A 23,409-nucleotide genomic window follows, 5' to 3' on the forward strand; every position below is an offset into this window, starting at 1 on the left:
CTTCACGGCGTTTCCTGCGGCTGCGGAGGGACGAACCTCTTCAGCGCCTCCTTGCCGTGCGCCACTGCCGCGTTCCCGCGGTCGAGCAGATCGGCCTGGTACTCCCCCAGTGCCGACGTCAGGTCCCGCTCGCCCCGATCGACCTCGGCCAGCCGCGCCGACAGTCGGACGGCGTCCTGCATGGCGGTGTTCGCGCCGTTCCCGCCGCTGGCCAGGGTCAGGTGGGCGGCGTCGCCGAGCAGCGTGACCCGGCCCACCGGCCAGGACGGCATCGGCCGGTCGTAGATCTTGGACCGGCCTACGGCGCTCATGTCGGCCGAGCGCACCAGATCCCGCAGGTCGGGGTGCCAGCCGTCGATGAGGTCCAGCACCAGCTCGCGCGCGTCCCCCGACTCTGTGGCCCCCGGGTGCCCCGGCGGGACCAGCAGCACCCACCGTACGTAGCTGTCCCGGTAGGGCAGGTCCAGCCCGGGAACGAGCTCGGCGGCGGCCTCGGACGGTTCCCTGCCGAACTGCATCCGGCCCAGCATCAGTGTGACTCCGGGACCCTTGACCATCGTGCCGCGCCCCGGCACCAGCCGCAGGAAGCGGTCGGTGATCGGCGTGCGCCCCATCGCCCCGCACAGGTCCGAGTCGACGAACCCCACCTCGGGCACCAGGTGCCGCCGCACCACGGAGTTCGCGCCGTCGGCGCCGACCAGAACCGCACCGGTGGCCTGCGTGCCGTCGGCGAAGCTCGCGGTCACGCTCCCATCCGGCTTCTCCGCGAAACCTCTCAGCCGCTTGCCGTGCGCGACCCGGTCGCCCAGGTCGCCGAGCAGGATCCGCCGCAGCACCTGGCGGTCCACCGCCCTGGTCTCCGCCGACGGCCCCTCCAGGTCGCGGCTGAGCACCGTGAGCTGCTCGTCGAACAGCAGTCCCGGCCCCGTAAGGCTCCCGCTGGTGACCTCGACCAGGTCGTAGAGCCGCCGCGGCAGGCTCGCGCGCAGGGCGGACAACCCGGGCTCCGCCAGCCCGATCCGGTATCCCTGGGACCGCTCGCCGCTGCCGTCATCCGCCTCGTACACACGTACGTCGATGCCCGCACGGACGAGCGCGTGCGCGAGCGTCAGCCCGCCGAGGCCCGCCCCGATCACCAGCACCCGTCCCACGCCTTGCTCGGTCATGAAACTCTCCCGTCTCCGACGTGAACAACGTTCACGTGTACATTGTTCACGTACGCGGAGCCGGGTTGTCAACCGGGACTTTGGGAGGATTCGATGGGGCAGCGGCGTGCCGAGGTGCTTCAGGCGGCGATCGAGCTGCTCGACGAGGTCGGCCTGGACGGTCTCACCATGCGCCTGCTGGCGGGGCGGCTCGGTGTGCAGGCAGGCGCCCTGTACCGGCATTACCCCAGCAAGCAGGCCCTGCTGGACGCCATGGTCGCGCACCTGGTCATCCCACCGGCCGACGCCGTCCCGCCACTCGACGGCCCCTGGGACGAGCAGCTGCGCGGCCTCGCCATCGGCACGCGTGAGCTCATGCTGGCCCACCGCGATGGCGCGCGCCTGATGTCCACCTTCCAGAACCCGGGCAAAGAGGCCGTCGCCTTCTACCACGCCCTCATCGCCACCCTGGCGGACGCGGGCGTCCCCGCGGGCATGGCCGCCGTCGCCGTGGACACCGTCATGGCCTACGTCAACGGCTACACGACCGAGGAACAGGCCCGCGGGACCCAGCCCAGGGAGTTCCGCGACCACGCCTTCCGCGAGGGACTCGAATTGATCATCGCCGGGGTCAAAGGATCTTCGTCGTGAAATCCACCGGAAAATTCTTGCTCCGTCGTGTCGAATCGCCGTCGACCCGTTCGACGCGTCAGCGATAGGACAGCACGGGACGCACTGTCCCGAACGCGGAGGAGCGCACGATGCAGAAGATCACCACGTACCTGTGGTTCGACAACCAGGCCGAAGAGGCGGCCGAGTTCTACACCTCGATCTTCGAGGACTCGCGGATCCTCGAGGTCAACCGTTACGGCGACGCGGGGCCGGGACCGGCGGGGACGGCCATGATGGTGTCGTTCGAGCTGGCAGGCCAGCGCTTCCTCGCGCTGAACGGCGGCCCGCAGTTCGCGTTCACCGAGGCGATCTCCCTGTACGTCGACTGCGCGTCGCAGGAGGAGGTCGACGAGCTGTGGGCGAAGCTCACAGAAGGCGGCGAGGAGTCGCAGTGCGGCTGGCTGAAGGACCGGTGGGGCCTGTCCTGGCAGATCATCCCCAAGGCGCTGCCCGAGCTGCTGGGCAACCCCGACCCGGCCAAGGCGCAGCAGGTCATGAAGGCCATGATGGGCATGCGGAAGATCGACATCAGCGCCCTGGAAGCGGCCGCCGGGCTCTGAGCGGGGGCTACCCGGCGCTCGCCGCGGGTTTCTGGTAGCCGATGACCATCTCGGCGGTGCCGGGCCTGCGGTAGGCGACCTCGGTCCGGCCATCCTGGGACAGGGCGGGCCGGGGTCCTCTATCTGCGCAACTCATGGGGGCGGAGCCGGAGCGCGCCGGCGGCCGCCTCGTCGAAGGCGCCGGCCGCCGACCGCAGCGGACCGTCAAGACGCACTACTCGATGACGAGCGCCACCGGGATGTTGCCGCGGGTGGCGTTCGAGTACGGGCACACCTGGTGCGTGGCCTCCACCAGGGCGCGGCCGGTCTCGCCCTGCAGGTGATCGGGGAGTTCGACGCGGAGCGCGACTTCCAGGGTGAAGCCGCCGTCGCCGTTCGCGGCGAGACCCACTTCGGCGGTGACCGACGCCTGCTCGGCGTCCACCTTCATACGCTTGGCCACCAGGTCGAGGGCACTGGCGAAGCAGGCGGCGTAGCCCGCGGCGAAGAGCTGCTCCGGGTTGGTGCCGCTGCCGGTGCCGCCCAGCTCCTTCGGCCGGGAGAGGGCCACGTCCAGGCGGCCGTCGGAGGCGACGGCGCGGCCTTCGCGGCCCGTCGCGGTGGCTATGGCGGTGTAGAGGGTGCTCATGATCGCTCCTAATCGGTTGCCTGTAACTCAATTGTGCACAATTAAATTGCTCGCCGTCAACCCCGGGTATGCTGGTGTCATGAACGCGTTGCTGCTGGAGAATCAGGTGTGCTTCGCCGTACACGCCGCGTCTCGCGCGCTCGACGGCTTCTACCGGCGCGAACTGGCCGACCTGGGACTGACCTATCCGCAGTATCTGGTGATGCTGGTCCTGTGGGAGCGCGAGCCGGTGACGGTCAAGGAGCTGGGTGTGGCGTTGCGGCTCGACTCCGGCACCCTGTCACCGCTGCTCAAGCGGCTGGAGGCGGCTGGGCTCGTCCTGCGCGAACGCAGTGCCAGCGACGAACGGTCCGTGGTGGTGCGGCTCACCGAGGCGGGCACGGCGCTGCGCGAGTCCGCCCTGCGGGTGCCTGAGCACGTACTGGACGCCACCGGCTTGCGGATGAGCGAGCTGGCCGATCTGCACCGTACGCTCGGCCGGATGACCCAAAGCCTCACCGAAGCGACATAGCTCTCGTCTCCCCACGATTCGGCGAACCGCCCGAAGTGCCGCCGGTTGGTCTGTAAGAAGAGTGCGGAACGCCCGCATCACCGGAGGTCGCCTTGGGAAGCACGTACACCGTCGATGTCAGGAAGACCGCCGTCCTCACCGCCGGCCTGCTCATGGGCGTGTGGGTCGTCGACTACGTCGACCGGGTGATGATCGCGGTCGCCCTGCCCTTCATCGGCGCGGACTTCGAGCTCACCAAGACCGAACAGGGCTCGCTGGTCACCGTGTTCGCCCTGGTGTACCTGCTGTGCCAGATCCCCGGCGGGCTGCTCGCCGACCGGTTCGGCTCGCGCAGGCTGCTCGTGGTGTCGCTCGCGCTGTGGTCGGTGTTCACCGCGCTGACCGGCCTGGCCTGGGGGCTGGTCGCGTTGCTGGTGATCCGGGCGCTGTTCGGCGTGGGGCAGGGGCTGTTCCCCGGCGCGTCCTTCAAGGCCCTGTCCGAGCGGACCACCCCCGCCCGGCGGGCCACCGCGGCGGGCGCGATGCTGGCCGCCAGCCAGCTGGGCGCGGGCCTGGCGCCGCTGGTCGTGGCGCCGCTGCTGCTGGCGTTCGGGTGGCGGCACACGTTCTGGGTGACGGCCGCCGCGGGGGTGGCGATCGGGCTGCTGCTGTGGGCGCTGCTCCCCGCGCCGCTGCCCGCCGGGCTGAACGGGTCCGGCGATCTGTCCCGCCCCGCTCCCCCGCTCGGGTCCGTGCTGCGGGCGCCGTCGGTGTGGAAGTTCGCGGCGTTGTTCTGCGCGACCAACATGCTCGGGTACGGGATGATCACCTGGGTGCCCAGCTATCTGCTGGAGGCGCGGGGCATCTCGCTGCTGAAGACGGGCCTGTACGCGGCCATCCCCGGCCTGGTGATGACCGTGACGGTCATCCTCGGCGGCTGGCTGTTCGACCGCTACTTCCACGACCGGGCCCGCCTGTACGTCATCCCGCTGCTGCTCTGCACCGCCGTGCTGCTGGTGCTGATGCTGCGAGCGGAGACCGCGGCCGGGTTCACCCTGTTCCAGACGCTGGCCATGGGGGTGGGCGGGCTGTCGATGATGGGCATCCTGGGCATGCCGGTGCGGGCGCTGCCGCCGGAGGTGATCGGCTCGGGCATGGGCGTGGTCAACGTCGGCGGGCAGGTGGCGGGTGTCATCGCGCCGGTGCTGATGGGCTGGCTGGTCGACAACTACTCCTATACCGCCGCGTTCGGGCTGCTGATCGGCACCACCGTGCTGGGCGCGCTGATCGCGGTGGTCGTGCCGCAGCGGGCCGAGCAGTTCCACCTGGAGCCCGCGCGACCCGCGCTCGCGTCAGACGGGCTCGACGCGTGACTCCGGCTCCACCACTCCCCGATCGCGGAACCACGCATAGCAGCTCACGACGATCCCGGCCACGGTGACAGCGGCGCTGACGAGGTAGAGGGACCGCAGCCCGAACCCGCCGTCGATGACCCGGCCGCCCAGCCAGGCGGCGAAGGCCGCGGCGAGTTGGTAGGCGGACGCGTTCACCGCCATGGCGAGCGTCGGCGCCGCGGTGGCGGCGGTCAGGACCCTGGTCTGCATGCCGGGGATGACGGAGAAGCCCAGCGCGCCGATCACGAAGACCAGGACCGCGGTGATCGTCGTCCCGGCGCTGACCGTCCACATCAGCACCAGCGTCGCCGCGAGGGCGGCGAGCAGGCTGACCTGTGACGGCATCAGCGCCCGGTCCGACAGCCAGCCCCCGGCGAAGTTGCCGACCGCCGCGCCGAGGCCGTACACCAGCAGCAGAACGGCGACCGCGTCGCCGGCGAATCCGGTGACGCCGGTGAGCAGCGGCGCGAAATAGGTGAACACGATGAGCAGCCCCGCATTGCCCACCGCCGTGACCGCGATGGCGAGCCGCACGTCACTGCCGCGCAACACCCGGAGCTCGGCCAGCGCGGACGTGCCGGGCGTGGCCTTCTGTACGTCCGGTACGAACCGCAGCACCAGCAGCAACCCGAGCACACAGCACCCGGCGATGGCCACGAACGTGGACCGCCACCCCAGCCCGTTGCCGATGAAGGTGCCGATAGGCGCACCGAGGATCATCGACAGGTTCATCCCGAAAACCAGCTTGGACACGGTGGAGGCCTGCTTGCCCGGCGGGGCGGTCGAGGCCGCGATGACGATCGCGTTGGCGAAGAACGTGGAGGTCACCAGCGAGGTGACGATCCGTGCTCCGAACAGCACGGCGTACGTCGGTGCGAGCGCCGACGCCAGATTTCCGATGATCACGACGGCGAGCAGTACGAGGATGAGCGGCCTGCGGGCGAAGCGCGCGGTGAGCGCCGTCAGCACCGGGCCGCCGATGATCATCCCGATCGCGTAGGCCGTCACCAGCAGTCCGGCCGCCGGAATCGACACGGCCAGGTCATCGGCGATGTCCGGCAGGATGCCGGCGATCACGAACTCGCCGGTCGTGATGCCGAACACGCACAGCATCAGGGAGAGTACCGCCACTCGTTCCACCTCTAATAGTTGACTGATCAGTACAAAAAACGGGCAGCACCATGCCCGCGACGCTCGGCCACCGGCGCTCACAGGGCGGCGAGCGCCCCGTCCACGACGTCCAGCAGGGCCTTGCTGTCGTCGGTCACCTTCGCGAGCACGCGCAGGCCGTAGTAGGCGCTCTGGAACGCCCGCGCCACCTGGAGCGGCGGCCGGTCGGCGGACAGCTCACCCGTGCTCTGGCCGACCGTCACCAGGTGGCAGATCGCCCGCTCCAGGTCCACGAACTGCCGCCGCACCAGCGCCGCGACGTTTTCGGTGCGCCCGCTCGACTCGGTGGCGGCGTTCAGCGCCAGGCAGCCGCGCCGGCCGGGGTCGGCCAGGTCGGCGTCGATGACGCCCAGCATCATCTCCCGCAGCCGCTCCCGCACCGACCCGGCTTCCGGGTCCGCCAGCATCCCCAACTGGGCATCGGCCCGGGTCGCGGCGTAGCGGCGAATAGCCTCCTCGTACAGGCGGTGCTTGCTGCCGAACGCGTTGTACAGGCTGCCGCGGCCGAGCCCGGTGCGCTCGCACAGGTCCTGGGTGGTGGCCGCCTCGTAGCCCTTCTCCCAGAACACCTCCATCGCGGCGTCCAGGACGGCCTGATCGCTGTACTCGCGGGGTCTGCCCATGAGCTGAACCTAGCGACTTTTGTACAGATCAGTCAAGAACTGGTTCCCGGACGGCCAGGGCGGTGGCTAGGCTCTGGCCGATGAACGAGGCACGCAGGGCGACCGCGGCGGACGCCGCGGAGCTGGTCCGCTTGCGCGGAGTGTTGATGAACGACCTGGCCAGGCACGAGGGGGCCGGGGACGGCTGGCGGGAGGCCGCGGCCGCGACGCTGCGCGAGCGACTGGCCGAGCCGCACCCCACGCTGGTCGCCTTCGTCGTGGACCAGCCGGTCCACCCGGACCGACCCGACCAGCCGGAGCAACCGGACCGGCCGGTCCCTGCGGGGCTGCTGGCCGCCTGTGCGGTGGGCACCGTCGAGCGTCGGCTCCCGGGACCGGTCAACCCCAGCGGTGAGATGGGATACGTCTTCAATGTCGTGACCGATCCGGCTCACCGCCGGCGCGGCCATTCCCGGAGTTGCATGACGGCGCTGCTCGCCTGGTATCGCGGCCGTGGCATCAAGACGATCGACCTGCTCGCCTCCCCCGAGGGCGAGCCGCTCTACCGGTCGCTGGGCTTCGTCCGTTCGGCCGACTCCGCCATGCGGCTACGGGCATAGCCCGGCCCGGGTCAGGAGCAGGTCGTGGCGGCCTGCTCGCCGCCGAACCGCTCGGCGGTCCAGGCGAGGATGTCGGGCATGGCGCCGTCGTCGATGCCCGTCACCGCACCCGGATAGGTGTCGTGCTCCAGTCCCGGATAGGTGCGGTAGTCCACCCGGGATCCGGTACGGCAGAGCGTCGCGGCCACCTGGTCGGTCATCGCCCGGGTCACGACGCTGTCGGCGTCGCCCTGCAACAGCAGCACCGGCCCGGCGACCGGTCGTACACCGGTGGTGTTGCGGGCCAGGAAGCGGGCGAAGCCCGGTTCGGCCAGGTAGCCGGGCTGGACCAGGTCGGGCCCGGTCAGCTCGCGGTAGACCGCCGCCACCACGCCCAGGCAGCCGGTCCGCGTGACCTCCAGCGCGGCCAGCGCCTGGGGCGTCAGCACCCGGTCCAGGCGGACGCGGTCGTCGCCGGCCTTGGCGCCGGCGGCGATCAGCGGGACGAAGCCGCCGAGACCCGGCTGGGTGGCGGCATGCGTGACGATCTGGGTGAGGTCGGCGGCGGGCGAGGTGACCACCGCGCCGAGGTAGCCGGGCTCCGGCCGGTCGAGCTGGCGTTCGGCGACGCTCAGCGCCGCCGCGCCACCCTGGGAGTGGCCCCACAGCACCCAGCGGTACGACAGCGCGGGCACGGCCCGGCGGGCCGAACGCAGGGCGCCGATCACGTCGTTGGCCACGGCGGTCTTGTCCCCGAGCGCGTGCTGCCCGGCGGCGCCCAGGCCCGCGTAGTCGGGGGCGACCACGGCGTAACCCTTGTCCAGGAAGCGCCGCATCTGGTCGCCGTGGTAGAGGTCGCGCATCAGCGAGGGGGCGCAGTCACGGCCGATGCCGCTGGCGCCGTGGGCGTCGACGACCACCGGCCAGCCGCCGGACGGCGGGGTGCCCTGCGGCACCAGGACCACGGCCGAGGCGGCGACGTCGCGGCCGCCGGAGTCACGTGAGTGGTAGAGCGTACGCGTGGCCGGGACGGCGTGGCCGGTGGCCGCCTCCTTGCGGATCAGCGTGCCCGCCGGGGCCCAGCGCAGCGGGGTGGGCGGGTCGTAGAAGCCGGTTCTGGGCAGGGCGTTGGCGCGCTGCTGTTCCCAGGCGGTCTGGCACCACTGGTCGCATGGCACCGCGTCGGCCTGGTTGAGGGAAGGGGTGGTCTTGAGCGCTGTGGCGGCATTGCCGGGGGACGCGGTGGCCGTGATCATCGCGCCTGCGGCGAGCAGTGCGGCGGCGGCCTGACGGAGAGTCCACATATCGGTGTCTTTCAGTCGGTGGATCATTCACCAACCGGACGGGACACGGTCATGCGATGTGACAGTGATCTGGGCCACATGCCTTCCCCTACAGCGCGCTGTTCGCGTCCTCCTCCACTCCGGCCCGCGCGGCGAGTTGGTCGCGCAGCCGGGACAGGCGGGTGATCTCCGAGTCGAGGGTGGCGAGCCTGCGCTCCACCACGCCGTTCTCCGTGGAGCAGCCGGGGCCGCCGCGTGGCGGCAGTGTGTCGCCGTCCAACAGGTGCAGGCGATCGGCGCAGCTACGTACGTCCTCGATCGTCAGACCGAGCGACAGCAGCTCGCGGATGACGCGCACACGGGCCACCTCGCCCGGCCCGTACTCGCGTTGCCCGGTCGCCGTGCGCGGCGGCGCGGTCAGCAGCCCGCGCTGCTCGTAGAACCGCAGTGCCCGGGGTGTGGTGCCCGCCGCTGCTGCCGCGTCGCCGATGCGCATCGATCCTCCAGAAGCCCTACAGCTGGACGATGACGGTCCCGAAATGCCGTCCCTCGATCAATTCCTGCAACGCCCGCGGCGCGTCATCGATGCCCGCGATCCGGACGTACGGGAACGTGATGTCGCCCGCGCGTAGCCAGCCGCCGAAGCGTTCGAGCCACTGGGATCGCGCCTGCTCGTCGAAGCCCTGGAAAGCCCGCATCGAGACGCGCTTGAGGATGAGCTGGTAGGTGTCGAGTTCGACCGGCGCCGTCCCACCCGTTCCGCGGGGTGACATCTGTCCGGACAGTGCGCCGATCAGGACGAACCGGGCTCCGGGGCGGGCTGCGGCGATCGCCGCCTGGAGCTGGTCGCCGCCGACGTTGTCCAGGTAGACGTCGATGCCGTCCGGGGCGACCTTCGCGAGCTGCTCCTCGATCGGCGCCGCGCCGCGGATCACGGCCGCGTCGTACCCCAGCTCGGAGATCAGCCGATCGGCCTTCTCCCGCGAGCTGGTGCTGCCGATCACCTGACCGGCGCCGAGCAGGCGGGCGATCTGCCCGGCGAGCGATCCGACCCCGCCCGCGGCGCCCGAGACGAACACCGTGTCCCCCGGCCTGACCTCGGCGTCCCTGGTCAGCGCCGCGTAGGCGAGCCCGCCCTGGCCCAGGTGCGCGACGGGGTCGGGCAGCGCATCGCCCAAGGGCGTGACCTGACCGACCGGCACGACCGCGTACTCGTGCCAGCCCAGCCAGTGTGAGACCAGGTCGCCGACCTGCGGCCCGCTGTCCCCGGTGGGCGACACGACCTCTCCGACCGCGGGCCCGAACAGCGTGTCGCCGGGGCGCACCGGCGGCATGGGCGCGTCCTTCACGCTCCCGCCGATCAGCGTGCGAAGGGCGGCGAAGACGTGGAAGAACCGATTGCGGACCAGCATGTGGCCGTCGTCCGGCGCCGGCAGGGGGACCTCGGTGACCACGAAATGCTCTGCCTTGGGCAGCCCGTCGGGCACGGTGGCGAGCTGGACTTCTCTTGACGTTCGCGGCAGGGTCGGCACGTCGCACTCCTCAGATGTTCGGCCAAAGGGCGTCGCGACCTTAACCCTTGACCCGCACGTCAAGGGCAAGGGGACGTGCTCCTGGTGGGTCGATCACCCGGCTCTTCGCCGGCGCGGGTCAGACGTGCCGCCAGCGCCCGAACATGGGCTCGGAGTTCGGGCGGGTCCACGACCTGGAAGTCGATGCCTTTGAGCGCGACATACACGGCGATCTGATCCAGTGAGCCGGCGCCGGCGTAGAACAGGCACGACTGCTCGTCGAGCTTCTCCAGCCTTCCGGCAGTGGGTGAGGTGTGTTCGGCGACCACTTCGATCGGCGCGCGGAACAGGATCTTCGCCTGGAATCGGTACGGCGCCGAGGACAACGCGTCAGACATGAAGGCACGCAGGTCTTCCGCCGGTGCCGGCCGTGGAGTGAAACGCGGGCCCGGCTGTGGTGGGGCGTCGATACGGTCGACGCGGAAGGTACGCCAATCGTCGCGGTCCAGGTCGAAGGCCAGCAGGTACCAGCGGCGGCCGGTGTGGACCAGGCTGTACGGCTCGGCGCGGCGGGTGCGTTTCTGGTAGCCGAAGCGGATTCCCTCGTGGGCGCGGCAGGCCGCGGCCAGGGCCGCCAGCAGGTTGGCATCCACTGCCGGCCCGGGGCCGGTCAGCGGCACGATCGCGGACTGCATCGCCGTCACCCTGTGGCGCAGCCGTGAGGGCAGGACCTGTTCGAGTTTGGCCAGCGCGCGCAGCGACGTCTCCTCCATTCCGGAGACCGATCCCACGGCGGCCGCGCGCAGCCCCACGGCTATGGCGACGGCCTCCTCGTCGTCCAGCAGCAGCGGCGGCAGGGCGGCGCCGGCACCCAGCCGGTAACCACCGGCCGTGCCGGTCGCGGACTCCACCGGGTAGCCCAGGTCGCGGAGCCGATCGATGTCACGCCGGACCGTACGTGTGGTCACGCCCAGCCGGTCGGCCAGTTCCGGCCCCGGCCAGTCGCGCCGCGACTGCATCAGGGACAACAGCCGCAGCAGCCGCGCCGAGGTCTCCAGCATGTCCGAAAACTCCTTGAGAGACGACGTTCCTTGAGGACCATACCTGTCCTCAACGGTTCCTAGTGTCTGTCCTGCAAGCCCGAACGGGGCACGCGATCCACGGGAGAACGTCATGATCCTCATCACCGGTGCCACCGGGAACGTCGGCCGCCACGTGCTGAACCTGCTGGTCGAGAACGGCCAAGCCGTCCGGGCCCTCACCCGCGACCCGCAGCGCGCGATGTGGGCGGCGGAAGTCGACGTCGTGGCCGGCGACCTGGCCGACGCCGCGTCGCTGGGCCCGGCCCTGGCCGGCGTCGACGCGGTGTTCCTGTTCGCCGTCCCCGGCAGCGGACCGGATTTCGTCACCGCGGCGCGGCAGGCCGGAGTGCGCAAGGTGGTGCTGCTGTCCTCCGGAGGGGTCGATGACGACGCGGAGGTCCAGGACGGACCGATCGCTACGTACCACGCCGAGATCGAGCAGGCCCTGCGCGCCTCGGGCCTGGAGTGGACCTTCCTGCGCCCGGACGTCTTCGCCGCCAACACCCTGATGTGGACCGGGCAGACCAAGTCCGGCGACCTGGTGCGCGGTGCCTACGCCGAGGCGACGGCCGCACCGGTGCACGAGGCCGACATCGCCGCCGTCGCAGTCGCGGCGCTGACCCAGGACGGGCACGCCGGCCGCGTCTACAAGCTGACCGGCCCCGAGTCACTGACCCATGCGGAGCAGGCCCGGATCATCGGCGAGGTGCTCGGCCGGCCGATCCGCTTCACCGATCTTCCCCCCGAGTCGGTGCGGCAGGCCATGAGCGCACACGTCCCGGCTCCCATCCTTGACGGCATCTTCAAAGCCTGGTCCGACTCCGTCGGCCGTACCGCACCGACCACCACCGGCGTCGAGGACGTCACCGGTCACCCCGCGCGGAGCTACCGCGAATGGGTGATCGACCACGCCGCCGCATTCTGACCGCCGTAACCACCGACCCACCATTGAGAGAGAGCTGAGCGCCATGTCCGACATCCGACCGTTCAAGATCGACGTTCCGCAGGAGAAACTGGACGACCTGCGCCGGCGGCTGGCGCAGACGCGCTGGCCGGACGCCTCTCCCGCCGACGACTGGAGCCGGGGCGTGCCCGCGGCCTACCTGAAGGACCTCGTGGGCTACTGGGCCGACGGCTACGACTGGCGTGCGAACGAGGCCGCGCTGAACGAGCACCCGCAGTACACCACAGTGATCGACGGCGCCGTGATCCACTTCCTGCACGTCCGCTCCGCGGCCCCGGACGCCACGCCACTCCTGCTGCTGCACGGCTGGCCGGGGTCGGTGGTGGAGTTCGCCGACGTCATCGAGCTGCTCGCCGACCGGTTCCACCTGGTCGTCCCCTCGCTGCCCGGCTTCGCGTTCTCCAGCCCGCTCACCGAGGCCGGCTGGACCGACGGGCGCGCCGCGGCGGCGTTCGCGCGGCTGATGGAACGGCTGGGGTACGAGCGCTACGGCGTGCAGGGCGGCGACGTCGGGGCCCTGATCGCGCCGCTGGTGGGGCGGGCCGAGCCCGAGCGGGTGATCGGGGTGCACCTCAACTCGATGTTCGCCTTCCCCACGGGCGACCCGGACGACATGGCCCGCCTCACCGAGGCCGAGCAGGCACGTCTGGCGGCGATGAAGCGGTTCCAGGACGAGGGGGCCGCGTACATGCAGGTGCAGGGCAGCCGCCCGGACACCCTTGCCTACGCGCTGACCGACTCTCCCGTCGGGCAACTGGCGTGGATCGTGGAGAAGTTCCAGGAGTGGAGCGATCCGGCGGCCAAGCTCCCCGAGGACGCCGTCGGCCGGGACCGGCTACTGACCAACGTGATGCTGTACTGGCTGACCGGGACGGCGCGCTCGACGGCCAACTCGTACTACGAGCGCTTCCACGACCACGCCATGTGGGCGCCCAAGCCGCGCGGCACCGTCCCCACCGGGGTCGCCGTCTTCGTCACCGACTACGCCATCCGGGTCTTCGCCGACAAGGTCCACAACATCGTGCGCTGGTCGGAGTTCGAGCGTGGTGGCCACTTCGCGGCCATGGAGGCGCCCGACCTGCTCGCCGGAGACATCCGGGCCTTCTTCGCCGGCCTCTCCTGACGGGCTGCGGGGCCGTTCACCGGGCGCATTCGTTTCAGAGGTTGATGGCGTTTCGCCCGGCGCCGGCCTGGCCCCCAAGCGGGTCGCCCAAGAATGCATCTGGCATGTGACGTGAGGGAGCGCTACGGCTGGTCCCGCTGACGGCGAGGGTGGATACGCGGCGGGCCCGCGCGACCGGCTGGACCGTCAGCACACTTCGAGCAGGGTCTTGCCGACGCTCGCGCGCGACTCGATGGCGGCATGCGCGGCGGCGGCCCGCTCAAGGGGGAAGCGCTGCCCGATCAGCGGCCGCAGCCGTCCGGCAGCGGCCTCGGCGAGGGCGCTCTCGGTGTACTCGCGCATCGTCTGCGGGGTGGGCTTCGCCTGGACGAGCGTGACGCCGCGCGCGACAGCGGCCTCCTCCTCGATGCCGGCCCACTCTCCGCTCGCCAGCCCGAAGCTGACCATCCGGCCGCCTTGGCCGAGCAGTTCGAAGGCGGCTCGGGCGATGTCGCCGCCGACCCCGTCGAGGACGACGTCGACGGAGGCGACCCCGTCGGACCAGCCCGGAGCCGTGTAGTCGACCACCTCGTCGGCGCCCAGGTCGCGGGCCACGCCGGTCTTGCGCGAACCCCCGGCCGCCGCGACGACGGTGGCACCCGCCGACTTGGCCAGCTGTACGAGGAGCGAGCCCACGCCGCCGGCCGCCGCCTCGACCAGAACCCGTTCCCCGGGCTGCGGTGCGGTCGCCCGGATCATCATGGTCGCGGTACGCCCGTCGGCCAGGATCGCGACCGCGTCGTCCAGTTCGAGGCCGTCAGGGACGGTGTAGAGCCCGGACACGTCCACCGCGGCCCGTTCTGCATAACCGCCGGAGCCGCCCGTGGAGGTCACCACCCGACGGGTGACCAGGTCGGAGTCGACGCCCTCGCCGACCGCCGTGACGATGCCCCCGACGCCGTTGCCCGGGATCATCGGCAGCTCCCGCTTGAACGGCGACGGCGCGCCCGACCGGAACTGGGTCTCGACAAAGGTGATGTTGGCGTAGGCGACGTCGATCAACACCTGCCCAGGCCCCGGGACCGGGTCGGGGGCATCTCCAGGTATGAGCACCTCGGGCCTGCCGAACTCCTTCAACCACACCGCGCGCACGTTGCTCTCCCCTGTTCGGCTGATGTCGTCCCCAGCATGCAACCTCAACCGAGCTCGAGGTCAACTCGCGATCACCTCCATCCGATACGGTGCGCCGTTCTCCTTCGTCGACGCCATTCACCCCGGCATCAAGCGGGTCTACGCTGTACGCACGGGCGACGGGCAGTTGCTTGCTCATGGTTTTGGAAGATCTCGACCCCCCTGCCTGTTACTGGGCTGCACCACCGCCGAGACACGCGAGCGGTTCTTCACCGAGTTCCGCCGCGCCCTGCGCAGGCTCCTCGACGGCCCGCATCCCTGGCCCGTAGCCAGTCCTCCGAAGCCCGTTCCGCACCCGCTGACCGCGCACCACGGTGAGCACTCGCCCTTTAGGGAACCCCGATGCCCCTCACGCTCCCTCAGTTCACCATCAAACCGCATCCTCACCTGCGTTCTGACACCGAGCGGCAGCAGATTCTGGCCGCGCCCGGCTTCGGCCGGTACATGACAGATCACATGGTCACCATCCGGTGGACCGGCGAGGCGGGCTGGCATGACGCCGCACTGGGCCCATACGCTCCGCTGACCATCGACCCGGCCGCCACAGGACTGCACTACGGCCAGTCGATCTTCGAGGGTCTCAAGGCGTATCGACAGCCGGACGGTACGGTCGCCCTGTTCCGGCCCGAGGCCAACGCGCACCGCTTCCAGGCGAGCGCCCGCCGGATGGCCATGCCGGAACTGCCCGTGGAGCTGTTCATGAAGGCATGCGAGCTGCTCGTGAGTCAGGATCGGTGCTGGGTGCCCGACGCCGCTGAGCATTCTCTGTATCTGCGGCCGCTGATGTTCGCCACCGAGCGCACGCTCAGCGTCCGGCCCTCGGCCGAGTACCTGTTCCTGCTCATCGCCTCCCCGGCCGGATCGTACTTCCCCGAAGGCATCAGACCCCTGTCGGTGTGGGTCGCCGAGGACTATGTACGGGCCGCCCCGGGCGGCACCGGCGCCGCCAAGTTCGCCGGGAACTACGCCGCCGCCTTCCTCGCCCAGAATGACGCCGCCGAGCACGGCTGCGCCCAGGTGGTCTGGCTCGATGCGATCGAGCGGCGCTGGATCGAGGAAGTGGGCGCCATGAACCTCTTCTTCGTACGCGGCCACGGCCCTGCCGCCGAGATCATCACCCCGGCCCTCACCGGCTCACTGCTGCCCGGGATCACCCGCGACTGCGTCCTCACCCTCGCCCGCGACCTCGGCCACCCCGTCAGCGAGAGCCGCATCAGTCTGGAGGAGTGGCGAACGGGCGCGGCGGACGGCTCGATCACCGAGGTCTTCGCCTGCGGCACCGCCGCTGTCATCACCCCCGTCGGCCGGGCCCGCACACGCACCACCGCCTGGCAGATGGCCGACGGCCAGCCCGGTCCCCTCACCCTCTTGTTACGCGAGGAGCTCCTGGCCGTACAGACCGGCCGGGCCCCCGACCCGAACGGCTGGGTGCACCATCCGCGCACGACAGTGCACTGACCAGCACCCACGGCGCCTCCCGCTTCGTCACCTCCGCCCCGCCCAGGAAGACCCTCCTGGACCACGCCCGCCGCCAGATCTTCACGACCTGACCAGCCTCAGCGCAGCCGGAGACCGTACAGCGGTCTCCGGCCCTGGCTCCGGGCAGGTCCGCGTCCGCATTCACGCGGTCGGCGTCAACCCCGCCGATCCCTGCGTCCGCAGCGGCCTTCTTCGCCCCTCCCCTGTCCATACTCCTCTGGCCCGGCGTAAGAGAGCGGGCCTTCGTGGCTGTGATCGGCGCCCCCGCCGGATCAGCGGAGGCCCAACGATCGCCTGGGTAAGGCTCCACGCCTTGCGGACCGGCACCACTGAACAACGGTCCAGCTCAAGGGGAGACGTTCTCGGCGATCAGCCGCTCTTCACGGAGGCCCGCCCATCACGGAGAGTCGCCCTTCACAGGAGATGGTCCGCCTGCCAGGAGGACTGGATCATGGCTCGTTCCGTGGCCGCGAGGTGGGTCGCCGCGGCCAGCCACGCCCACGCGTACCGGTCGGGGCCGGAGTCCGCCAACCGGCCGAACACGTCACGCGTCCTGCGGTCGGCCTCGGCGGTGAGCGTGGTGGCGAGTTCGGCGGCAGTCCGGAACCCGGCCCGGCGCAGCGGCGCGTGGGAGTCGCCGTTGCGCGCCGATTCGGCGACCGCTCGCCGCCCGCCGGAGACGCCCAGCTCGACCAGCCGACGAACCCGCCAGAGCGGTGCGCTCGCCACCGGGTCCACCTCGCTTCCGGCCTCCGTCTGCACGGGCAGGCACGCCTCCGGCGGTGGGAGGTGGGAGCCCTGCAGACGGTCGTACCCGAGATCGGCCCGGTCCTGCCATTCGGCGGGAAGTCGCAGCGTCGCCTCGGCCCCCGGCACCGGTCCCACCGCCAGCGGACGCAGGGTGGCCGCCCGATCGGGATCCACCCTGCCCACCACCCGCACCACCAGACCGGGCCGGGACGCGAGCCGCTGCAGATTGGCGACGTGAGCCAGGTCGGGGTGATGGGCCGCCGGAACGAGCCGGATCAGCGGGCCGACCGGGCGTACCGGGACCTGCGGATCGGCTTGCGGCGCTCCAGCGGACGGCAGAGCCCTTACCTGATCGTCCGCGGGCAGGGCGCGCGAGGTATCGTCCGCAGGCTGCGGTCCAGGGCCAGGGACGGCCGACTGGTCATCTGTGGGTAGTAGTTCGCGGGCGAGTACGTGGTCGCCTGCGGCGCCGACGATTACCAGGTCGCATCCAACCGGTTCGCGAGCCTTATCCTCTGTGTCCGCCTCGCTCCAGGCGTGCCCGGAGAGCCGGGGACCGACCGCCTCAGCCAGCGGGCGGGCGAACAGCGCCGCCATCGGCCCCGCCGTCCACGACATCCCCGAGACCGGGGTGGCCCGCACGCCACCGCCCGCCCCCAGACGCCCATCAGGCGAGATCGTCGCCCCGGTGATCAGCAGCCCAGCCCGCGCCAGTTGCGCGTGGTTCAGCATGGCGGGGCCGATGGAGACGGGCGCGGTGGCGGCCCCACGGGCACGGGCCGGACCGCCCGGCTTGACATCGGCCACCGAGAACCACCGGCCGTCGTCGGTGACCAGGTGGGTGACGACGCCGCCGTAGCCGGTGGCGCTGATCACCGGCTCCCGGAAAACGCCGTACACCCGCAGGCTCCCTCCCGGCTGATAGTTCCGGCGCACGCTGCCGACCAGCGCCGGATCGGGGTCGGCCCCGGCCAGCCGGCCCGCGGTGAGCAGGAGCTCGCGCAGCGCGGACACCAGGTCGGCGAGGCGATGCCCGTCGTGGCGGGCCCGAGCCGCGCGCAGCCCGCGTACCACTCGCAGAGCGGCGGCCTCGGCCTTGGGCAATCCGGCCAGCCTGGCTGTATGCGCGGCCCTGAGCAGCTCGCCCTGAGGCACCGCACCAGCCGCGGGCGCCCCGGTCGACAGGATGGCCGCGGCGGCACGCCAGAGACTCGCCGCCGCCGCCACTTGCGCGGCACTCGGCGCCTGCGCGGTATCCGGCGCTGCGCCCTTGGCGGCGTCCTGCCCTGTGGCGCTTGACCCAGCGTTCGTCGCCTGAGCGTTGCCAGACCCCGCGGTCGCCAGCGCGGCAGCGGGCGCCGCGCCCGGGTCGGTGGCCGTCCCGTCGGACGCGGACCCGGCGACCGTATCGGCGCCGAGTGGGGCATCACCCGCGCCGGAGCTTTCGGCGGTCCCGATGGGCTCCAGGTCCGCCACCGGGCAGGCACTCAGTACGGCCGCGCGATGCAGACATCGTGGCGCCAGGAGGCAACTGCACCGCGCTTGGCCGTCGTCGACGATCGCACCGGACGGCCCCGGCGAGAGCGTGACCACCGCGTCCTCGCCACAGCTGATCCGGACGCCCTCGTCGTCGACGGCAACGGGCACGGCGGCGTACTGCTCGATCGCCGCGTCCAGCTTCTTACGCAGCCGGGACGTGAGGCCCTCGACGGCGGCGGCGACCACCTGCGGCGCCGCCGGCGGCAGTTGCCCGGCAGCCGAGGAGACAGAGGTCGTGGTGGGGGAATTCATCATTTCTCTCCCCGAAGGCGGTCGCCGACCCATCGGGCGAGGGCGAGCGGGCTGAGGGCGGCGACGGGCATGCCGGCCGCGACGAGCTGCTGAGCGACGGGGATCGAGTAACGGGGTACGCCGCTGTCGTCCAAGGCCGCGCACCCCAGCAGGTGAACACCGGACCCGGCCAGCGCCCGTACCTCACCGAGCAGGCCCCCGATCGGGTAGCCCTCCTCGAAGTCGCTGACGACCACGACGAGCGTACGACTCGGCACCGTGACCAGCGACCGGGCCTGAGCGAGGCCCGCGGCGATGTGCGTACCACCGCCGACCCGTACCTCCAGCAGCAGGGACAGCGGATCGGTCACCCGGTCCGTCAGATCGATCACCTGCGTGGAGAACGACAGGAAGTGGGTGGACAGCGTCGGCACGCCCGCCAGGACGGCGGCCGTGAGAGCGGACCAGACCACCGAAGCCTCCATCGACCCGGACACGTCGACCACCAGGATCAGCCGCCAGTCGGCCTCCTGCCGGGACCTGGTGCTGAACACCGGCCGTTCCGGGACCACCACCAGCCGGCCGTCGTCGAGGCGGCGCGTGTGCGACAGGTTGGCGCGCAGGGTACGCGGCAGGTCGAGCCGCCCACCGGGACGGCGGGTCGGGCGTGGGGTCGCCAGCCCGGTCATGGCGGGCCGCATCCGGGTCGCCAGCTCCCGGGTCAACTCCTCCACCAGGCGGCGTACTAGTGGCCGCAGCTTGGCGACCTGCTGCTCGGGCAGGCCGCCGGCCAGAGACAGTACGGAGGTCAGCAGCTCGACGGATGGCCGCACCGAGGCGGGATCGAGCTCGCTGAGCACGTCGATCCGGCCGGCGTCGGCGGCCCGGGCCAGCACCTCCTCGCGTACCTCGGTCCCGAAGAGGTTCTCCAGCTCCTCACCCCACTCACGGGCGGTGGGGAAGGGGTTCTCCCTGCCACCGGCGTCGCCTCCCGTGCCGAAGTCGTTGGCGCCTTCCCCGCGTCCCGATCCGTACAGCTCGTCAAGGGCCCGCGCGTAGGCACGAGCACCGGCCGGAAGCCGCTCCGACTCCCGCCCGAGCAGCAACCGCCACCGGTCAACCGGCAGCAGCCTTCGCTCGACACGACCGTCACCGTCCACCTCGGACCGGCGCTCGGCGCGAGCCGCGTCCGCCTCCCCGTCCAGCGAGGAGAGGCGCTCAGTGCGGGCTTCCCCTTCCGGTAGGGCCTGGCTGTCGGTGCGAGTCACCTCGGCTACCCGTTCCTCCGGATCGCCGGAGGTGGTCAGCGCGGGGATGGGGAGCCGGAGGGCGCGCAAGGCCTCCAGAGCGGCGGAGTCGGCGGCGGTCCAGAGGGCGAGGAGCGCGGCCGGAGCGTCCAGTGCCAGGTCGAGCCGGTCTCCGAGCCGTTCGGACACAGCCCCCAGCAGCCGGGTACGACCGGCCGGGCTGAGGGTGTCGAACCCACCCCGCAACGCCGGCAGCCGGTCGAGGAACTCCCTGTCGGCCAGGCCGTCGACTCGATCCATGAGCGGGTCGAGCGCCGCCGGGGCCGTCTGGAGCAGCGGCCCGGCGGCCGTGAGCACGCCGGTCAGCAGGCGGCTCAGGCGGAGGCGGCCGTCGGGGCCGGTGGCGGTGTCGACCCAGCCGGCGGCCCGCTCGCCGAGCGAGTCGGGCCCGTCCAGGTCGAGCAGCACACGGGCGGCCAGGGCCGCGCCCTGGATGAGCGGCGACGCCGTACGCGCGAGCACCGCCAGGGCGTCGTCCATCCGCAGCCCGAGTCGCTCTTCGCCGACCCGGGAGGCGAGGGCGACCAGGGCGACCGCGTCCTCCGGCTGGTCGCTGCCGGCCAGGCCGGGCAGGGCGCGGACCGCGGCCTCCAGCAGGGTGCCGGACAGTTCGGCGGCGTGCTCGCGGCCTTCCGGGGTGGTGCCGGGGAGATGCCGGCGGCGCAGCGCCTCCAGCAGGTCGAGGGCTTCGAGCAGTTCGGTGAGCGTGGCGGTGGCGGGCAGTGTGACGGCGGCGTCGGCGAGGCGGTCCGCGACCAGGTCGGGCAGGTCGCAACCGGCCGCGGCACGCAGGCCGCCGAGGATCAGGCCGCAGGTGGGCCCTCCTTCCGCGGACTCGCGGCGGAAGGTCTCACGCAACGTACCGGCCGCCGCCTGGGCGAGGGTCACGCCGCGTACGCCCGCCAGGTCGAGCAGGGCCGGGACCGCCGGGGTCCAGGCCAGCCGCCACCTGGTGGTGAGTGCGGTGGAATCGCCTGTACCCACCACCTCGATCGGTTCGCCGTAGCCGACGCCGCAGACCAGCAGGCGCTTCAGGAGTACCTCACGGCGCGCGTCCAGGTCGGAGCGGAGCGGGTCGAGGCGTACTTCACGGCGTTCGGGATCGTCCGGGCACGGGAGCCGGAGCGCGGCGAGATCCGCCTCGACCGCGGGCCCCAGCCCGGAACGTGGTGTGCCCGGCGCGGTCCGCCCGCGTTCGGTGCCGACGAACACGGTGTCGAGCGCCTTGGCCAGGGCCCGTCCCCGGCCCAGGGGCTCGCCCTGGCCGAGCACGGTCGTCACTGCCTCCAGCAGCTCACCCCGCCCGGGGGCGGGCAGGCCGCGTAGCCGGGCCAGGTCGCAGGCCAGCCGCAACGTCTCGACGGCCTCGCCGGTGCCCGCGGTGTGCCCGGCCGCGCGGAGCTCCCGGCACAGGTCGGTGATGGCGCGGGCGGCGCCGTCCCTGACCCGCTCGGGATCGCCGTCCGCCGTGAACACCGCCTGCTGCCAGCGCGGGTCGCGGATGCCCGCCGGGTAGCCGGACCGGGAGTCGAGCAGGTCGAAGGCGTACGGGACGAGCGAGGTGACCGACGACGAACCGTCGTCCGCGAACGGACCGCTGACGTCGCCATCGCCGGTCCCGTCGCTCTCGGACAAGGCGACAGTCCCGGACGAGGCGACAGTGTGGCCGCCCTTGGACGGACCGGTGGCTCCGTCCGGGTCGGGCACGGTCAGCGCGGGGCCGTCCGCGCCGGGCACGGTCAGCGCGGGTGCGTGGAAGGCGCCGACCACTGCCACGACGCGCCGCCCGTTGGCCGCGGCGCCCGTGATGACGCGGCGCATGTGCGCCTCGCGTGCCAGGTCCATGGCCGGTACGCCGCCTGCCGCCGCGGCGTCTCGGCGCAACGCCCAGCCGACGCCGAGGGCGGCGCGGCGGACCGCTTCCGGCTCGCATCCGGGCGCCAGGACCTCCACGGCCCTGTCCCACATGTCGTCCCCTTCGCGGCCGGTCCCCGCCGCGCTCAACGCCTCGGCGAAGGACCTCCTCCGGGACGTTGCCGCACCCACCGACGCCCCCGGCAACGTGCCGGAGTCCTCCGGCGCGGCTGCCGTCGTTCCCGCAGGCGGGCCGGCGTCCTCGGCCGTGCCCGCCAGCGGGGAGGGGTCGGTGGCGTGCCAGCCGGGGTCGGACAGCGGGAGGTCGCAGCACAGGACCTCCGCGCCGCGTTTCCAGGCCCAGCGGATGGCCACCAGTTCCGGCGAGAAGTCCGCGAACGGGTAGAAGCCCAGCCCACCGTCACCACGAGCCCCCGCGAGGGCGACCGGCGCGATGGTCCCCGGGTCGGCCAGGTGCACCAGCCACTGCTGGAAGTCCGCCGGCAGCTCGACGCAGACCACCTCGGCGTCGGCGGCGTCCAGCAGCGCGGGCAGGGCGACGGCCAGGGCGGGGCTGTGGTGACGGACTCCCAGCAGGTACGGCCGCGCGGAGGAGGCCAGCGCGGCGACCGCCTGCCTGGGATCAGCGTCACCGGCACCCTGCGCGGACCGCGAGTCGAGATTCTGGGTGGTCAACGGAGGTTCTCCCGCAGGTCCCAGAGCCGGCGCCACATGGCGGAGCCGTCCTCGGCCCGCCGCCGCACCGGCCCGTCCCAGTAGCCCAGGAGCCGCCCGTGGTCCGCCGGATCGTCCTTGCGCACCACGCCGAGCAGATGCCCCGGCACCAGGTCAAGGACATCACCGCTGGGCAGGTACGCCGCCGCCACGCCCAGCGAGGCGGCGACCTGCACGGCTTCGGCGGTGGACATGACCGTGCCGGGCCGTTCCACGTCCCAGCCCTCGGCCGAGCGCCCGGAGCGCAGGTCGCGGAAGACGGTGACCAGCGCGTCGAGCACGGCGTCGTCCACGCCGAAGGCGGCGCCGGCCCGCTGGACGACGGCGGTGGCCTGGTGGCGTACGAGGGCGGTCTCCGCCCCGGCGTCGGAGATGGGGTCGACGGTCTCGAAGTTGAACCGGCGCTTCAGGGCGGCCGACATCTCCGAGACGCCGCGGTCGCGCAGGTTGGCCGTGGCGATCACGGTGAACCCGGATGTGGCCGCCACCTGGGCGTCTTCGGTGCCGGCCAGTTCCGGTACGCTGACCCGCCGGTCGGACAGGATGGACACCAGGGCGTCCTGCACCTCGGGCAGGCAGCGGGTGATCTCCTCCACCCGGGCGACGCGGCCGGACCGCATGGCGGTGAGCACCGGGGAGTCGACCAGCGCGGCGGGGCTGGGGCCCTGGGCGAGGAGGAGGGCGTAGTTCCAGCCGTACCGGAAGGCGTCCTCGGTCGTTCCCGCGGTGCCCTGGACGGTGAGCGCGCTGGTGCCGCACACGGCGGCGGCCAGCAGCTCGGACAGCATCGACTTGGCGGTGCCGGGCTCGCCGACCAGCAGCAGGCCGCGTTCGCCGGCGAGGGTCACCACGCAGCGTTCGACGAGGGCGCGCTCGCCGACGAACTTGGCGGCCACCTTCATCTTGGACGCCGGCCCCACCAGCGTCTCGTCACCGCTGCCGCAGATGAAGGTCACCACGGCGCGCGGGGTCAGCGCCCAGCCGGGCGGGCGCGGGCCGGTGTCGTGGGCGGCGAGGAAGGCGAGCTCGTCGGCGTATCGCTCTTCGGCGGAGATTACCTGCCGGGCCGGAGCCCGGTCTTCGGTCAGGGTCATGAAGTGAAGTCCTTAGGAGAGTCGGGG

General features: G+C 72.0%; 20 protein-coding genes. 8 read left to right on the forward strand and 12 right to left on the reverse strand.

Annotated elements, in window-relative coordinates:
* Window positions 1-2: 2 nt before the first annotated feature.
* On the reverse strand, window positions 3-1,166 hold the full coding sequence (locus tag AB0B91_RS19955; RefSeq protein WP_358321293.1) for an NAD(P)/FAD-dependent oxidoreductase: 1,164 nt from the start codon (window positions 1,164-1,166) through the stop codon (window positions 3-5).
* A 93-nt stretch (window positions 1,167-1,259) separates the two neighbouring features.
* On the opposite strand from AB0B91_RS19955, the gene AB0B91_RS19960 reads away from it, so the two are divergent.
* Window positions 1,260-1,796 carry a TetR/AcrR family transcriptional regulator C-terminal domain-containing protein gene (locus AB0B91_RS19960; RefSeq protein WP_358321296.1) on the forward strand — a complete coding sequence of 179 codons (537 nt, stop codon included), beginning with the start codon at window positions 1,260-1,262 and terminating at the stop codon, window positions 1,794-1,796.
* Between the two features lie 110 nt (window positions 1,797-1,906).
* Complete coding sequence (locus AB0B91_RS19965; RefSeq protein ID WP_358321298.1) at window positions 1,907-2,377, forward strand: VOC family protein; 471 nt, start codon at window positions 1,907-1,909, stop codon at window positions 2,375-2,377.
* Window positions 2,378-2,591: 214 nt separating this feature from the next.
* On the opposite strand, the gene AB0B91_RS19970 is transcribed toward AB0B91_RS19965, so the two are convergent.
* Window positions 2,592-3,005, reverse strand: a complete 414-nt coding sequence (locus AB0B91_RS19970) for an organic hydroperoxide resistance protein (protein WP_358321301.1) — start codon at window positions 3,003-3,005, stop codon at window positions 2,592-2,594.
* Between the two features lie 79 nt (window positions 3,006-3,084).
* Here AB0B91_RS19970 and AB0B91_RS19975 point away from each other — a divergent pair, with 79 nt between their 5' ends.
* Both AB0B91_RS19975 and AB0B91_RS19980 read left to right on the forward strand, forming a co-directional pair.
* Window positions 3,085-3,516: a MarR family transcriptional regulator gene (locus AB0B91_RS19975; RefSeq protein ID WP_358321302.1), complete on the forward strand. Its 432-nt coding sequence runs from the start codon at window positions 3,085-3,087 to the stop codon at window positions 3,514-3,516.
* 92 nt (window positions 3,517-3,608) lie between these two features.
* A complete protein-coding gene (locus AB0B91_RS19980) occupies window positions 3,609-4,868 on the forward strand; it encodes an MFS transporter (RefSeq protein WP_358321305.1) in 1,260 nt (419 codons plus the stop codon).
* Here AB0B91_RS19980 and AB0B91_RS19985 read toward each other — a convergent pair.
* The gene (locus tag AB0B91_RS19985) at window positions 4,848-6,020 is read right to left on the reverse strand and encodes an MFS transporter (RefSeq protein WP_358321308.1); all 1,173 of its coding nucleotides are present in this window, start codon (window positions 6,018-6,020) and stop codon (window positions 4,848-4,850) included. The two genes, AB0B91_RS19980 and AB0B91_RS19985, sit on opposite strands and share 21 nt — an antisense overlap.
* Window positions 6,021-6,097: 77 nt before the next feature.
* On the reverse strand, window positions 6,098-6,682 hold the full coding sequence (locus tag AB0B91_RS19990; protein ID WP_358321311.1) for a TetR/AcrR family transcriptional regulator: 585 nt from the start codon (window positions 6,680-6,682) through the stop codon (window positions 6,098-6,100).
* Window positions 6,683-6,762: 80 nt separating this feature from the next.
* Here AB0B91_RS19990 and AB0B91_RS19995 point away from each other — a divergent pair, with 80 nt between their 5' ends.
* Entirely contained in the window at window positions 6,763-7,281 is a 519-nt protein-coding gene (locus tag AB0B91_RS19995) for a GNAT family N-acetyltransferase (protein WP_358321313.1), read from the forward strand.
* A gap of 11 nt (window positions 7,282-7,292) precedes the next feature.
* Here AB0B91_RS19995 and AB0B91_RS20000 read toward each other — a convergent pair whose 3' ends face one another.
* From AB0B91_RS20000 to AB0B91_RS20015, 4 genes are all read right to left on the reverse strand, one after another.
* Window positions 7,293-8,564 carry a lipase family protein gene (locus AB0B91_RS20000; protein WP_358321316.1) on the reverse strand — a complete coding sequence of 424 codons (1,272 nt, stop codon included), beginning with the start codon at window positions 8,562-8,564 and terminating at the stop codon, window positions 7,293-7,295.
* A gap of 88 nt (window positions 8,565-8,652) precedes the next feature.
* Entirely contained in the window at window positions 8,653-9,039 is a 387-nt protein-coding gene (locus tag AB0B91_RS20005; RefSeq protein WP_358321319.1) for a MerR family transcriptional regulator, read from the reverse strand.
* Between the two features lie 16 nt (window positions 9,040-9,055).
* Window positions 9,056-10,075, reverse strand: a complete 1,020-nt coding sequence (locus AB0B91_RS20010; RefSeq protein ID WP_358321322.1) for an NADP-dependent oxidoreductase — start codon at window positions 10,073-10,075, stop codon at window positions 9,056-9,058.
* A gap of 59 nt (window positions 10,076-10,134) precedes the next feature.
* Window positions 10,135-11,115, reverse strand: a complete 981-nt coding sequence (locus AB0B91_RS20015; RefSeq protein WP_358321325.1) for a WYL domain-containing protein — start codon at window positions 11,113-11,115, stop codon at window positions 10,135-10,137.
* Window positions 11,116-11,227: 112 nt separating this feature from the next.
* On the opposite strand from AB0B91_RS20015, the gene AB0B91_RS20020 reads away from it, so the two are divergent.
* The gene (locus AB0B91_RS20020; RefSeq protein WP_358321328.1) at window positions 11,228-12,061 is read left to right on the forward strand and encodes an NAD(P)H-binding protein; all 834 of its coding nucleotides are present in this window, start codon (window positions 11,228-11,230) and stop codon (window positions 12,059-12,061) included.
* Between the two features lie 43 nt (window positions 12,062-12,104).
* The gene (locus AB0B91_RS20025; RefSeq protein ID WP_358321330.1) at window positions 12,105-13,223 is read left to right on the forward strand and encodes an epoxide hydrolase family protein; all 1,119 of its coding nucleotides are present in this window, start codon (window positions 12,105-12,107) and stop codon (window positions 13,221-13,223) included.
* Window positions 13,224-13,409: 186 nt separating this feature from the next.
* Here the strand turns inward: AB0B91_RS20025 and AB0B91_RS20030 are convergent, their stop codons facing one another.
* Window positions 13,410-14,354: a zinc-binding dehydrogenase gene (locus tag AB0B91_RS20030; RefSeq protein ID WP_358321333.1), complete on the reverse strand. Its 945-nt coding sequence runs from the start codon at window positions 14,352-14,354 to the stop codon at window positions 13,410-13,412.
* Between the two features lie 381 nt (window positions 14,355-14,735).
* Here AB0B91_RS20030 and AB0B91_RS20035 point away from each other — a divergent pair, with 381 nt between their 5' ends.
* Window positions 14,736-15,851, forward strand: a complete 1,116-nt coding sequence (locus AB0B91_RS20035; RefSeq protein WP_358321336.1) for a branched-chain amino acid aminotransferase — start codon at window positions 14,736-14,738, stop codon at window positions 15,849-15,851.
* A 435-nt stretch (window positions 15,852-16,286) separates the two neighbouring features.
* Here AB0B91_RS20035 and AB0B91_RS20040 read toward each other — a convergent pair whose 3' ends face one another.
* Genes AB0B91_RS20040 through AB0B91_RS20050 form a run of 3 tightly spaced genes read right to left on the reverse strand, consistent with a single transcriptional unit; the run spans window position 16,287 to window position 23,382 of the window.
* Entirely contained in the window at window positions 16,287-18,413 is a 2,127-nt protein-coding gene (locus tag AB0B91_RS20040; protein WP_358321339.1) for an SWIM zinc finger family protein, read from the reverse strand.
* Window positions 18,413-22,249, reverse strand: coding sequence for a DUF5682 family protein (locus AB0B91_RS20045; protein WP_358321341.1), 3,837 nt, complete (start codon window positions 22,247-22,249; stop codon window positions 18,413-18,415). Before AB0B91_RS20045 ends, AB0B91_RS20040 begins: the two co-directional genes overlap by 1 nt.
* Window positions 22,246-23,382, reverse strand: a complete 1,137-nt coding sequence (locus tag AB0B91_RS20050) for an AAA family ATPase (protein ID WP_358321344.1) — start codon at window positions 23,380-23,382, stop codon at window positions 22,246-22,248. Before AB0B91_RS20050 ends, AB0B91_RS20045 begins: the two co-directional genes overlap by 4 nt.
* Between the last annotated feature and the right edge of the window lie 27 nt (window positions 23,383-23,409).

Source organism: Nonomuraea sp. NPDC049141, assembly GCF_040648415.1.
GTDB lineage: Bacteria > Actinomycetota > Actinomycetes > Streptosporangiales > Streptosporangiaceae > Nonomuraea.